The organism is Planomicrobium sp. CPCC 101110, assembly GCF_007859395.1.
In the GTDB taxonomy this organism is placed as follows: Bacteria; Bacillota; Bacilli; order Bacillales_A; family Planococcaceae; genus Planococcus.
Window position 1 is genome coordinate 437,134 of the sequence record NZ_VOHD01000006.1, and the last position, 12,879, is coordinate 450,012.

Below are 12,879 nucleotides of genomic sequence, written 5' to 3' on the forward strand. Positions count from 1 at the left end.
ATTACACGGCCTTCCTTCCTAAGCCCAAAATCTGCTCGAGTTTTTCCGGGAGAGCCTTGCCGCTGTATATCGCATCCTTTATGCCAAACCGCTTCCATTCGGCAAGCTGTTCAGCCGGATATTTCCCTGCGACATCTATTGCGGCCTCCACGGAAAGTTCCGGCGCAACTTCTGCCATTTTTTCCTTCGTTCCGCATAGCACCGCATAGTCGATCCCATGCTCAGCCAAAAATTCGTTAATGGCGGCGGCTGACGCAAGTTCCGGGCTTATGAGCGGCTCAATGCCGCCGACTGCCAAGAAGCCGACAACAAAATCCGATTGGCGCTTCACTTCCTTCAACGGCCCTAAATGGAGGACAGCGGTTTTCAGCTGCGTTTCTTTGGCTCTGGCTCTCAGCTTTTCAAAGGGTGCAGCCAAGCGCTTTGCAGTTGCGTATTCCAAATGGCTGTATTCAATTTCCGCGTCTTTTACCGGTTCTTTTGGATTGGCGTAGATGTTCGTGCCGATAAGCGATTCTTGCCGGACGGCAATCTTGTTTTCACGCTCCAACCATTTTGCTTGGATATCATCGGTCAGCCAGCCTGATTTCATCGCTTCTGAATAGCCGCCCGCCCCTTCGATTTCCAAAAAGTAATTCCAAGCCGCGTCCACGTATTCTTTTGTCAGCGATTCGATAAAATAAGATCCTGCCGCAGCATCCAAGCCATGCGATACGTGTGCTTCTTCTTTGATGACCAATTGGACATTCCGCGCGATGCGGCGGCTGACGGCATCGGGATTTGTCAAGAAGTCATGGGGCAAAACGGTATGGGCATCCGTGCCGCCAAGCACGGCGGAAAATGCCGAGTTTCCCGCCCGCAGCAAATTGACGTACGGATCCAGCTTCGAGTACGACCGCACCGACGTTTCGGTAAAGATGGGAACGGCCGGCGCCGCTTGCCCATATGCAGAACAAAAAACGGCCCATAATGCACGGAAAGCCCGGAGTTTCGCGATTTCCTGGAAAAAGTGGGTGTCGATTGCAAACCGGACCCAGAGACGCCCGGCTTTTTCCACAAAAGCGGCCTCTTCCATTTCTTCCGCCAGCATGCTAAGCGCGACGCCCAACTCATGGATGATTGTGCCTCCGGAATTATGGACAGGAATCAAATCAATCAGTCTGGTGCGTACATTGGCCGGTGCCTCCACCGGTTCTTCCGAAAAAATAACGCCTTGCACTTTTGCCATTTCGCTGTTGCCGATCCATTCAAAAACACGCAAGATGTCCCGGTTTTCTTTGGTCAGCTTAAAGTAAATCGGATAGTTTGAGATCAATCCTGCCAGCTCTTCCAATTCGTGATCCTGCCATTCCGATTTCTTGGAACTCGTGTATACGACCATTTCATTGCCTCGCGCCAGAGCCGCTTTTGCCGACGCTAGAAAATCAGCGGGAGATTCCCCTTCAATTTCCTGCGCCACCAGCCAGCCGGGCTTTTGTTTGCCGTTGCGGACCGCTTGCACTTGCGCCGGAAAAAAAGGGCCCAGCCTTTCCAGCGATTCTTTTGTATAAAGGGGCTCAATGGTCACCCCTTCAATTGTGAGCGTTTTCATTTCTTTGTCAAAAGGCTTCCCTTTCAAGGCTTGCTCTGCCGCTTGCCGCCATTGCACATATGTACGTTTCGAAAATTCCGTCTTTTTCATCAATTCAATCGTCACGCTATTCCCTCCCTGAGGCTCTCTCTTTCCATTTTACCTGAGTATGCTTTTACATTAAAGGAAAAAAAGCTTGGGGTCCTAGGACCCCAAGCTTTTCACTTTAACATTCAATAAACGGAAGTGTTTTGTTTGGACATGTTCTCCAAAATTTCTTTCACTCGTGCCAGGAATTGGCCGCAAACCAACCCATCCAATACACGATGGTCTAGCGACAAGCACAAATTGACCATATCGCGCGCTGCAATCATGCCATTGTTCATGATCACCGGGCGTTTAACGATCGATTCCACCTGGACAATCGCAGCCTGCGGGTGGTTGATGATGCCCATTGACTGGATAGATCCGAAAGAGCCCGTATTGTTTACGGTGAACGTTCCGCCCTGCATATCAGCAGAACCCAATTTCCCGTTGCGCGCTTTCAGCGCAAGGTCATTGATGTCACGGCCGATGCCTTTGATGGATTTTTCATCGGAATTCCGGATGACCGGCACAAACAAGGCGTTATCAGAAGCGACAGCAATTGAAATATTGATGTCTTTTTTCTGGATGATCTTGTCTCCTGCCCACATCGAATTCATCATCGGGAATTCTTTCAGCGCTTGGGAAATCGCTTTTACGAAAAATGCGAAGTACGTGATGTTGAATCCTTCTTTTTTCTTGAAGTCCGCTTTGATCGAATCGCGGTAGGTGACAAGCTCTGTCACATCCACTTCGATCATCATCCATGCATGCGGCGCTTCGTGTTTGCTCTTCAGCATATTAGCGGCAATCGCGCGGCGGACGCCGGTAACCGGAATTTCAATATCTCCCGGCGCGCTTTCAATCGGCGCTGATTTTGGAGCAGGCGCTGCAGCTGGAGGCGCTTCGGCTTTTGGTGCTGCCGGCTGTTCAGCGGCAGGCGCTTGTTGAGCCGGAGCCTCTCCCGCTTTCGGGATATTGCCGCTTTCGAGGAGCGCCATCAAATCCTTGCGCGTGATGCGGCCTTCATTGCCGGAACCCGTAACTTGAGTCAAATCGATATCGTTTTCCTGAGCCAAACGCAACACGGCGGGTGAGTAGCGGCCTTTTGCAGCAGTCCGAGCGGGCTGGGAAGACCCTTTTTCGCCCTTCATGCCTTTTGTTGCTGCTGTATCGGCTGCCGGCATAAGGTTTTCTGTTCCGGATTCAGCCGGTTTGCTGTCTTCAGAAGGAGCCGAGTCGCCGCCTTCGGTTTCAATCGTACAGACGATTTCCCCGACAGCCAGCGTATCGCCTTCAGAAGCGACCAGTTCCTTGATGGTGCCTGTGAACGAAGAAGGGACTTCCGCCGTTACTTTATCGGTATTGACTTCCGCCAAAGGATCGTACTTGTTGACATGGTCACCTGGCTGGACGAGCCATTTTTCAATGGTTCCTTCTGTCACACTTTCACCAAGCTGAGGCATTTTTATGTTTTCTATAGCCAAAGGGGTTCCTCCTTTTCAAATATAAGTTCAAAGAAATCGCTCCAGGCGGACGCTTTCCGCGGGCATGGCCCAAGCCTCCTCAGTCGCTTGCGCTCCTTTCGGGGCCTCAGAGCCCACGCTACACCCGCCGGAGCCGCTGCCTTCCGCTCTTTCCTTGAATATTGAAAGACAAAATTACAGCCTTTTCCTATATAATCTCTGTTTGGTTGTTTCGCTTCTTAAGAAAAGATATGGAGCAAAGCACCGAAGACTCCCGCATGCCCGCACGAAAGCGAAGCTGTTTTGCGGAAGACCGATATCATCATTTCAAGCCATATGAATCAAAACTCAGCCAATTCCCGCATAGCTTTTTCAACTTTATCCGGATTGATCATGAAGTATTTTTCCATTGTCGGTGCATAAGCCATTGCCGGAACATCCGGACCGGCCAAGCGTCTGATCGGAGCGTCAAGATCGAACAGGCAGTTTTCAGCAATGATTGCCGCCACTTCGCCAATGATGCTTCCTTCCTTGTTGTCTTCGGTCACAAGCAGCACTTTGCCGGTCTTTTTCGCAGCTTCAATGATGCCATCCTTGTCCAGTGGATAAATGGTGCGAAGGTCGAGAACATGTGCGGAAATGCCGTCTTCTGCCAGACGTTCTGCCGCCTGCAGAGCGAAATGCACCGCTAGGCCGTATGTGATGACGGTAATGTCATCGCCTTCGCGCTTAACGTCCGCTTTGCCGATTTCAACTGTATAGTCTTCTTCCGGCACTTCGCCTTTGATCAGCCGGTATGCGCGCTTGTGCTCGAAAAACATGACCGGATCTTCATCGCGGATCGCCGCTTTCAGCAATCCTTTTGCATCGTAGGGTGTGGAAGGAATGACGATCTTAAGGCCGGGCTGGTTGGCAAATACCGCTTCAACCGACTGGGAATGGTACAAAGCGCCGTGAACACCGCCGCCAAACGGAGCCCGGAAAACAATCGGGCAAGACCAATCATTGTTTGAGCGGTAACGGATGCGCGAAGCTTCCGAAATGATCTGGTTGACTGCCGGCATGATGAAATCGGCAAACTGGAATTCAGCAATCGGACGCATGCCGTACATTGCTGCACCGATGGCAACACCTGCAATAGCCGATTCAGCCAGCGGCGCATCAACTACGCGGTCTTCGCCAAACTGATCGTACAGGCCTTGGGTCGCTTTGAACACGCCCCCTTTTTTACCGACGTCTTCGCCGACGACAAAAACGTTTTCATCGCGTTCCATCTCTTCTTTCATGGCAAGCGTGATGGCGTCAATATAATTCATAACTGCCATTATTCGTTACCTCCTTGTTCTGCGTAAACGTATTTCAAGGCATGTTCCGGTTCCGCATATGGAGCATTCTCCGCGTAATCAGTCGCTTCGTTGACGATAGCCATGATCCGCTTGTTGATATCTGCTTCAAGCTGATCGTCCATAATAGTATGCTCTTTCAAGTAAGCGCCAAATAAAAGAATGGGATCTTTTTCTTTTTGGGCAGCCAATTCGTCGGCTGAACGGTATTGGCGGTGGTCATCATCCGATGAATGGGCCGTCATCCGCTCCGAAACAGTTTCAATCAGGCTTGGGCCTTCGCCGCGGCGTGCGCGGTCAGCAGCTTCCTTCACATGCCGGTAGACTTCAATCGGGTCGTTCCCGTCAATTGTCACGCCCGGCATGCCATAGCTTGCCGCCCGGTCGGATACATTCTTGCTTGCCACTTGGCGGTCAAACGGCACCGAGATTGCGTATTTATTGTTTTCCACCATCGTGATAACCGGCAATTTATGGACGCCGGCAAAGTTTAAGCCTTCGTGGAAGTCCCCTTGGTTGGAAGAGCCTTCGCCAAGTGTAGTGAAAGTGATGAAATCCTGTTTTTTCATTTTGCCGGCCAGGGCTACACCCACAGCATGGGGCAATTGGGTCGTAACCGGCGATGAGCCGGTCAAGATGCGGTTTTTCTTCTGTCCGAAGTGGCCAGGCATCTGGCGGCCTCCCGAGTTCGGGTCTTCCGCTTTCGCGAAAGCCGACAACATCAGATCTTTAGGAGTCATGCCGAAATGCAGCACTACGCCAAGGTCGCGATAATAGGGTGCGATATAGTCTTTTTGATTGTCAAGCGCAAAAGCCGCCCCGACTTGAGCCGCTTCCTGCCCTTGGCAGGAAATGACGAACGGGATTTTGCCCGCCCGGTTTAATAGCCACATGCGTTCGTCTACACGGCGCGCTGTAAGCATCGTTTCATACATTTTCAGCAAATCATCGTTTGACAAGCCTACTTCTTCGTGTCTAGAAGCCATTGAATTTCCTCCTTTAGCTATGAATCGCTTTGCCGTCGACGGCCAATGCCGCTTCGCCCATGATTTCCGATAAGGTCGGGTGCGGATGGATCGTATCGGCGATTTCCCATGGGGTTGCATCCAAAACCATGGCAAGTCCAGCTTCTGAAATCATATTGGTCACATGCGGGCCGATCATATGGACGCCAAGAATATCATTTGTATCTTTGTTGGCGACAATTTTTACAAAACCGTCGGACTCACCGTACACAAGAGCTTTACCTATCGCTTTGAACGGGAATTTGCCGATTTTGACATCATAGCCCTGCTCTTTAGCCTGTTCCTCGGTGATGCCGACGCTTGCCGCTTCCGGATTGGAATAAATGCAGCGCGATACCAAATCGTAATTGATTGCATGGGGGTTGTTGCCTTTGATATGCTCGACCGCCGTAATTCCTTCGTGGGATGCGACGTGGGCAAGCTGAAGGCCGCCGATCACATCGCCGATCGCGTAGATATGGGATTCTTTTGTCTGGAACGATCCCTTGACTTGGATAAAGCCTTTTTCCACAACAATGTCCGTGTTTTCCAGGCCGATATTTTCAACGTTCGCTTGGCGGCCGACGGAAACCAGCATTTTTTCCGCTGTGAACGTCTCCATGCCGCCTTTGATTTCCGCTTGGATCGTTACGCCATGGTCGCCGGTGTCAAGGGTATCCGCTGCCACTTTGGCGCCGACCGCAAATTTGATGCCTTTTTTCGCCAATAATTTCTGCATTTCTTTTGAAACGTCTTTGTCTTCCGTCGGAATGATGCGGTCAGCATATTCGATGACTGTCACCTCTACGCCGAAATCGTTGAGCATTGAAGCCCATTCGATTCCGATAACCCCGCCCCCGACAATCAAAATCGATTTCGGCAATTCTTCCATCAATAAGGCTTCATCGGAGCTCATAACAAATTTGCCGTCGATCGCCAATCCGGGCAATGTCCGTGGGCGTGAACCCGTAGCGATGATGACATTGTTCGGAATCAGCATCTCATTTTCTTCGCCGTTATTCATCTCAACAGATACCGTACCGGCATTCGGCGAGAAAATGGAAGGCCCCAGAATTCGGCCGATCCCTTCATACACATCGATTTTGCCTTTTTTCATCAACCCCTGGACACCTGCATGCAGCTGGTCGACAATCCCTTGCTTGCGCTGCTGGACACGCGAAAAATCAAGCGATACTTCCCCGGTTTGAACACCGTAGTCCGCCGCGTGATTTTTGGTCGTGGAATATACTTCAGCACTTCGGAGCAGCGCCTTGCTCGGGATGCACCCTTTATGTAAGCATGTGCCGCCAAGATCGCCTTTTTCGACAATCGCCGTTTTCAACCCGAGTTGAGCCGAACGGATAGCAGCTACATAACCGCCCGTTCCACCCCCGAGTATCACTACATCGTAATTTTGAGCCATAAGGATGGCCTCCTTTTTACTTTTATCCTGTTGGATAGATTTTCGCTTTTTCTTCGCCTTTCAATACGCGCACTGCCCCTTCAGCCAATGCTTGCAGTTCGTTCTCGCCGGGATAGACAGCCACGTCCGCAATCCAATTGACACGCTGGGAAATCGCTTCGACAAAGCCTTTCCCATATGCCAAGCCGCCTGTCAAAAGGATGGCATCGACCTGGCCTTTTAGAACGGCGCTTGCAGATCCGATTTCGCGAGCCACTTGATAGGCCATCGCTTCGTATACAAGTTCAGCTTCTTTGTCGCCCTTTTGGATCCGTTTTTCAACGGTCACGGCGTCATTGGTTCCTAAATACCCGACCAATCCGCCTTGGCCGACCAGTTTCTTCATGATTTCCTGTCGGTAATACTGCCCTGAAAAACATAATTCCACCAAGTCGCCAGCCGGGACGGTTCCGGCGCGTTCCGGGCTGAAAGGCCCGTCGCCGTGAAGGCCGTTGTTGACTTCGATCACACGGCCGCCCGAGTGGACGCCGACTGTGATGCCGCCGCCCATATGGGTGACGACCAGATTCAATTCTTCGTATTTGCGGCCTTGGTCTTTGGCATAATGCCTGGCGACCGCTTTCTGGTTCAATGCGTGGAAAATCGATTTGCGCTCGATCATCGCAAAGCCCGAAATCCGGGCAATCGGATCAAGTTCATCGACAACTACCGGATCGACGATGAACGACGGGATATTCAAACCGCTTGCGATCTCAAAAGCGATGATGCCGCCTAAGTTGGACGCATGCTGGCCTGAATAGCCTCTCCGCAAATCTTCGAGCATCGCATCATTGACCGAATAGGTCCCGCCTTCGATCGGGCGGAGAAGCCCGCCCCTTCCGCATGCCGCGGAAAGGTTGGAGACGTTCATCCCTTCTTCATCCAGTGCTTCCAAAATCATTTTTTTGCGAAAAGCGTATTGGTCGATGATGGATGAAAAGCCGGAAATCGCCTCTGCATTGTGGCGGATGGTCTTTTCCATGATCAGGACATCGTTGTCAAAAACACCGATCTTAGTCGAAGTTGATCCAGGATTGATGACTAGTACTCGATACAGCTGTTCTTGCACAGCGGCCCCTCCGTTCTGCCATTAGCGTCTGCTAAGGATATTGTGTTCATTGCGCAAAAACTGGCTGCGTGAATTCCGGACGCGTGCGATGCGCTCTTCCGCCATGCGGTCAGCGGCGATATAGCTAGGGACATTATCGCGTTTTGAGATTTCGAATATTTTGGTGATGCTGTCGTATATGGTTTCAACGCGCTTCATCGCGCGTTCCTGGTTATAGCCGTACAGCTCATCTGCTACATTGATGACGCCGCCGGAGTTGATGACAAAGTCAGGAGTGTAGACTATGCCGCGCGCTTCCAGCTCGTCGCCGTGGCGGGCCTCTTTCAATTGGTTGTTCGCAGCTCCAGCCACCAGTTTCACTTTCAATTGAGGGATCGTTTCGTCGTTGATGATAGCCCCCATTGCGCAAGGAGCAAAAATGTCGGCATCCTGCGAATAGATTTCATTCGGCTCGACAGCTGTCGCCCCAAAGTCATTCACTGCCCGCTGTACGGATTCTTGGTTGATATCCGTGACAATCAGTTTTGCGCCTTCTTCGTGAAGGTGTTTGCACAGTGTATATGCAACATTTCCTACGCCTTGCACAGCTACTGTTTTGCCTTCCAGCGAATCATCGCCGAATGCTTCCAGCGCCGCCGCTTTCATGCCCGTATACACGCCGTATGCTGTTACTGGAGAAGGGTTCCCTGATGAACCGAACGCTGGTGAAACCCCCGTTACAAAATCGGTTTCCTCACGGATCAAATCCATATCTGCAACAGTCGTGCCCACATCTTCAGCTGTGATGTAGCGGCCATTCAAGCCTTGGATAAAGCGGCCGAATGCGCGGAACATCTCTTCGTTCTTGTCTTTCAACGGGTCTCCGATGATCACCGTTTTTCCGCCGCCCAGGTTAAGGCCGGCCGCTGCATTTTTGTAGGTCATTCCGCGCCCTAGGCGGATGGCATCTTCAATCGCTTCTTCTTCTGTTGCATAGTTCCACATGCGGGTCCCGCCAAGCGCAGGCCCGAGTGTCGTATCATGGATGCAGATGATCGCTTTCAAGCCTGAATTTTTATCTTGGCAAAAAATCAATTGCTCATAGTCGTGCTCTTCCATCTTTTTGAAAATTTCCATTGTCAGTTCCTCCTAAAGGGTCTCATGAAATAGTTGATGAACAGATTGCCAAAGCGAGCGAAAACAATTTGCTGTCAGCGCTGTCAGCGCGGGATGTCAAGACAATCGGCGCTTTTGCCCCGGCGATGACGCCGCCCACTTTTGCGTTTGAAAAGTATACCAGTGATTTGTACAGGATGTTGCCGGATTCAATATTGGGCACGAGCAGGATATCGGCTTTGCCGGCAGTTTCTCCCAGTATCCCTTTGTGTTCGGCAGCCTTGGGCGAAATGGCGTTATCGAGCGCCAATGGGCCATCGATGATGCAGTCTGTAATTTGTCCGCGCCGGTTCATTGCTGTCAGGGCTGCGGCATCGAGCGTGGCTTGCATGTTCGGGTTGACCACTTCAACCGCAGCAAGCGGCGCCACTATGGGCATATCAACTCCGACCGAACGCGCAATTTGAACGGCGTTTTGAATGATTTGCGCTTTTTGCTGAAGATCCGGTGAAATGTTCATCCCCGCATCAGTAATAAAAATCAATCGATCGAAACCTTGGATTTCAAACGCGGCCACATGGGATAAAACATTTCCCGTGCGCAGGCCGAAATCCGGATTCAAAACAGCTTTCAAAAGGACAGCTGTCGGTATATGGCCTTTCATCAGTACATTGGATTCATTCATGTAAACTGACTTCACGGCTTCTTTGGCAGCCTGGGCAGCGCCTTTGACGTGGAATGTCTGTATTCTCGGATGGTATTCCAAATGAGGAAAGCTGTTTTGGATCAATGCTTTTAGCTTCGACTCATCATCATACAATCGGAAACTGGCTAATCCATGCCCTAGAGCTAAACTTACAGCCTCCAGCACCGCGCTGTCAGCAGCTGCTGCAACCGCAACTGAATTTTCTTCGTTTTCCGAAATGCTGTCTACCAAATCGGTTAATGTGGTCATTTTTGTCACCTCATTCCTTTTAATTAAAACAGATAAAACCTGCAGATATAAGGCATGTAAGCGTTTTATTTCACTTTTCAGCCGTTCTGCCTTGCAAATTCCTGCAAAACCGTGCAACAATTTGCAAAACGGCTAGCTTAAACCATATTTTTCTAATTTGTAATATAATGTCCGAAGCGAAATTTCAAGTTGTTTGGCGGTCTTTGATTTATTGCCTTTGAATTGTGTAAGGGCATGATGCAAAATTGCCCGTTCTACCGTATCAAGCTGTTCCTGAAGCGGAACCGACGCTTCGACGACCACTTCATTTTTCGCTTCCGCCGCTTTCAGCATATTCAACGGAATATGTTCTTCTGTCAGTACGTGTTCATGCATCTGCATGAAAATCATCGACCGGCTGATGACGTTTTCAAGTTCCCTTACATTTCCCGGCCAATCATAAACACGCAAACGCTGCAGCGCTTTGTCGGTGATCGCCTCAACTTTCCGGCCATACTCCTGGTTGAGCTTCAACAGCAATCGTTCGGCTATGCTCGGAATGTCCTGCTTGCGGCTCCGCAGCGGCGGTATGAGAATGGGCATGCGGTTCAGCCGGTAGTACAGATCCTCGCGGAATGTCCCGTCAAGCAGCGCTTTCTCCATATTGGCATTGGTCGACGCAATGACCCGGACATTGACCGGAATCGGCTTTGTCCCGCCTACGCGAAGCGTCTCATGCTCCTGCAGAACTCGCAGCAGCTTGCTTTGGATAGCAGGTGAAAGCTCCCCGATTTCATCAAGAAAAATGCTGCCATTGTTCGCTTCTTCAAAAAGACCGCGTTTTTCTCCGCTTTTGGCAAAAGGGACCACCCCTTCCTCATAGCCAAAAAGCTCGCCCTCCAGTATTTCCTCAGACAGCGCGGCGCAATTCACACGGACGAATTTGTTGAATTTCCGGTCGCTCGCGCTATGGATGGCATGGGCAAACAGTTCTTTTCCCGTCCCCGATTCGCCGCGCAGCAAAACGGTGACCAATGTCTGCGCGGCAAGTTTTGCCTGCTGCAGCGACAGCTGCATCTCGGAAGACAAGCCGACAATGTCATCAAATGTGTATTTCGATTCCAGCGTCCGGATGATGCTGCGCGCCCGGTCCAGCTCTTTCATCAAAGTCCGGATTTCGGTCGTATCATGGATAACGCCGACACTGCCCTTTAATTTGTTGTCGACAATGATCGGCGCCACGTTGACGATCACTTCCCGGTTCGCCGGGCCGACTTTCATTTTTACGCCGCGGATCGGCTTGCGGGTTTTCAGCGCCTTGAAGTGCATGCTCTCCCCTTCGGAAATATCGGCGGATGCTGGCTGCCCGATGACATCTTCTGTCTGCAGCCCGGTAATGCGGGTGTAGGCAGGGTTGACGAGCAGGCCGTTCCCTTTTTCATCCACGACCGATATGGCATCGTCGCTTGACTGGATGATCGCTTGCAGCATGGTTTGAATTTCTTTCAAATCCGTGATTTCCTCAGCCAAAGACACAACTTCCGTAATATCTTTAAACACAGCAAAAGCGCCGATAATTTCCCCGTGCTCATCAATCATGGGAAACCTGGAAGTGACTATTTTCGAACCGTTCTGCAGCTGCAGTTCCTTGTTCAATTCGGTCCGGCCGCTTTCATAGATCCGGGGAAGCTCGCTCATCGAAATCAATTCATGGATGTGCAGCCCAATGGAAGAAGCGACATCCACTTCCACCATGCGCGCTGCGCTTTTGTTCAAAAAGATGACGCGGCTGTTCTTGTTAATTCCGATCATGCCTTCTTCGATGGAATTGAAAATGATTTTCTGCTTATGGCTTTCTTCGCTTAGCCGGGCGATAAAATGCTCTTTTTCGTCCAGCAAGTTGACGAGCACATTTGCGATGCTGCCGGGTATGATAACCGTTTTTTTCGGAAAATGCATCTGCAGCTCCCGCTGGACTTCATCGCTGCCTGTTGCATTGAATGCGATATCAACGGCCGTTTTATCGAACTCATGAAAAAATTCCGCAGTGCGTATGCCGTGTTTTTGCGCAGTATGGATGGCAGGCGCATTCAAGTTGATATCCACTACTCCATGGACATGCAGAAAATCAGATTCCAGAAGCATATTCAAAATGGCAGATCCGCCGACGCCTCCGCCGACAATCAGTACGTTTTGCAATTCTATTCACACCCTCCGTTTTTTGACATGCAAAATTTTGCAATTCTTTCTTAAGCGTACCGCAGTATTGAATTCTTGACAACTCCGGTGGAATTGGAAACAATAGAGGTGAAGGAGTGGAAACATGGGACGTTTTCTAGCATTTATAGTCTTGCTTATTCCTGGCATTATGGCTGCTTATGGCATAAAGCTTATGCGCGATACATTGTTCAATAAACTGCTGGAGCCTTTTCCGGCATTATGGCTCCAATTTACTCTCGGCACGATTCTCGTTGTGCTTGGCATCGGTTTTTTTGCAGGTTTCCTGCTTAACCGCGACCGCAAAAAAGGCAATGTCCAAAAGAGATTCCAAAAATAAAAGAGTTTCCGCCTCATTGCGGAAACTCTTTTTTTCGTTCGGTTCCATTCCCAAAGAAAGAACCTTCCATCAATCAGATGCAGCGTTATCCAGGCTCGCCCTTATAATGGCAGTTCCCGGAGCCACTTTGATCGTCTTTCCGGAAATCCAAAGTTGGCGCTATCGGTTGCCGCCTCCCCTGAATTCGCAGCCTCTTCTTCTGCAACGGCGGTCATTTGCATTTTCGCATGCGGCTTGTTCCTCTTCATCCAGGCCTTCTTCCAGTCCTTGACCGCATCCATGATTTCTTAAGCCG

11 protein-coding genes are annotated in these 12,879 nt (G+C 50.5%); 1 reads left to right on the forward strand and 10 read right to left on the reverse strand.

The genetic code is table 11. The annotated features are described in order from the left end of the window. Position 1: 1 nt before the first annotated feature. From FQV30_RS10060 to FQV30_RS10100, 9 genes are all read right to left on the reverse strand, one after another. Positions 2 to 1,696 (reverse strand): methylmalonyl-CoA mutase family protein, encoded by a 1,695-nt coding sequence (locus FQV30_RS10060; RefSeq protein WP_146500024.1) that lies wholly within the window; start codon positions 1,694 to 1,696, stop codon positions 2 to 4. A 107-nt stretch (positions 1,697 to 1,803) separates the two neighbouring features. Beyond that, positions 1,804 to 3,141 carry a dihydrolipoamide acetyltransferase family protein gene (locus tag FQV30_RS10065; protein ID WP_146500025.1) on the reverse strand — a complete coding sequence of 446 codons (1,338 nt, stop codon included), beginning with the start codon at positions 3,139 to 3,141 and terminating at the stop codon, positions 1,804 to 1,806. 320 nt (positions 3,142 to 3,461) lie between these two features. After that, entirely contained in the window at positions 3,462 to 4,445 is a 984-nt protein-coding gene (locus FQV30_RS10070) for an alpha-ketoacid dehydrogenase subunit beta (RefSeq protein ID WP_146500026.1), read from the reverse strand. Next, complete coding sequence (locus FQV30_RS10075) at positions 4,445 to 5,449, reverse strand: thiamine pyrophosphate-dependent dehydrogenase E1 component subunit alpha (RefSeq protein WP_146500027.1); 1,005 nt, start codon at positions 5,447 to 5,449, stop codon at positions 4,445 to 4,447. Before FQV30_RS10075 ends, FQV30_RS10070 begins: the two co-directional genes overlap by 1 nt. Before the next feature lie 13 nt (positions 5,450 to 5,462). Continuing rightward, positions 5,463 to 6,890, reverse strand: a complete 1,428-nt coding sequence (gene lpdA, locus FQV30_RS10080; protein WP_146500028.1) for a dihydrolipoyl dehydrogenase — start codon at positions 6,888 to 6,890, stop codon at positions 5,463 to 5,465. 22 nt (positions 6,891 to 6,912) lie between these two features. Continuing rightward, entirely contained in the window at positions 6,913 to 7,998 is a 1,086-nt protein-coding gene (buk, locus tag FQV30_RS10085; protein WP_146500029.1) for a butyrate kinase, read from the reverse strand. Between the two features lie 21 nt (positions 7,999 to 8,019). Then, positions 8,020 to 9,114, reverse strand: a complete 1,095-nt coding sequence (locus tag FQV30_RS10090) for a Leu/Phe/Val dehydrogenase (RefSeq protein WP_146500030.1) — start codon at positions 9,112 to 9,114, stop codon at positions 8,020 to 8,022. Positions 9,115 to 9,136: 22 nt separating this feature from the next. Beyond that, positions 9,137 to 10,057 (reverse strand): phosphate butyryltransferase, encoded by a 921-nt coding sequence (gene yqiS / locus FQV30_RS10095; protein WP_255473397.1) that lies wholly within the window; start codon positions 10,055 to 10,057, stop codon positions 9,137 to 9,139. A gap of 123 nt (positions 10,058 to 10,180) precedes the next feature. Continuing rightward, entirely contained in the window at positions 10,181 to 12,226 is a 2,046-nt protein-coding gene (locus FQV30_RS10100; protein ID WP_146500032.1) for a sigma-54 interaction domain-containing protein, read from the reverse strand. A gap of 124 nt (positions 12,227 to 12,350) precedes the next feature. Here FQV30_RS10100 and FQV30_RS10105 point away from each other — a divergent pair, with 124 nt between their 5' ends. Continuing rightward, positions 12,351 to 12,584 (forward strand): DUF2627 domain-containing protein, encoded by a 234-nt coding sequence (locus FQV30_RS10105; RefSeq protein ID WP_146500033.1) that lies wholly within the window; start codon positions 12,351 to 12,353, stop codon positions 12,582 to 12,584. Positions 12,585 to 12,685: 101 nt separating this feature from the next. Here FQV30_RS10105 and FQV30_RS17980 read toward each other — a convergent pair whose 3' ends face one another. Then, complete coding sequence (locus FQV30_RS17980; protein ID WP_186725618.1) at positions 12,686 to 12,832, reverse strand: hypothetical protein; 147 nt, start codon at positions 12,830 to 12,832, stop codon at positions 12,686 to 12,688. Between the last annotated feature and the right edge of the window lie 47 nt (positions 12,833 to 12,879).

What these genes read in the sequence shown, in the direction of transcription:
- FQV30_RS10070 (WP_146500026.1), bottom strand. Translation starts at nt 4,445, where the DNA reads ATGGCAGTTATGAATTATATTGACGCCATCACGCTTGCCATGAAAGAA.
- FQV30_RS10075 (WP_146500027.1), bottom strand. Translation starts at nt 5,449, where the DNA reads ATGGCTTCTAGACACGAAGAAGTAGGCTTGTCAAACGATGATTTGCTG.
- lpdA (WP_146500028.1), bottom strand. Translation starts at nt 6,890, where the DNA reads ATGGCTCAAAATTACGATGTAGTGATACTCGGGGGTGGAACGGGCGGT.
- FQV30_RS10090 (WP_146500030.1), bottom strand. Translation starts at nt 9,114, where the DNA reads ATGGAAATTTTCAAAAAGATGGAAGAGCACGACTATGAGCAATTGATT.
- FQV30_RS10105 (WP_146500033.1), top strand. Translation starts at nt 12,351, where the DNA reads ATGGGACGTTTTCTAGCATTTATAGTCTTGCTTATTCCTGGCATTATG.
- FQV30_RS17980 (WP_186725618.1), bottom strand. Translation starts at nt 12,832, where the DNA reads ATGAAGAGGAACAAGCCGCATGCGAAAATGCAAATGACCGCCGTTGCA.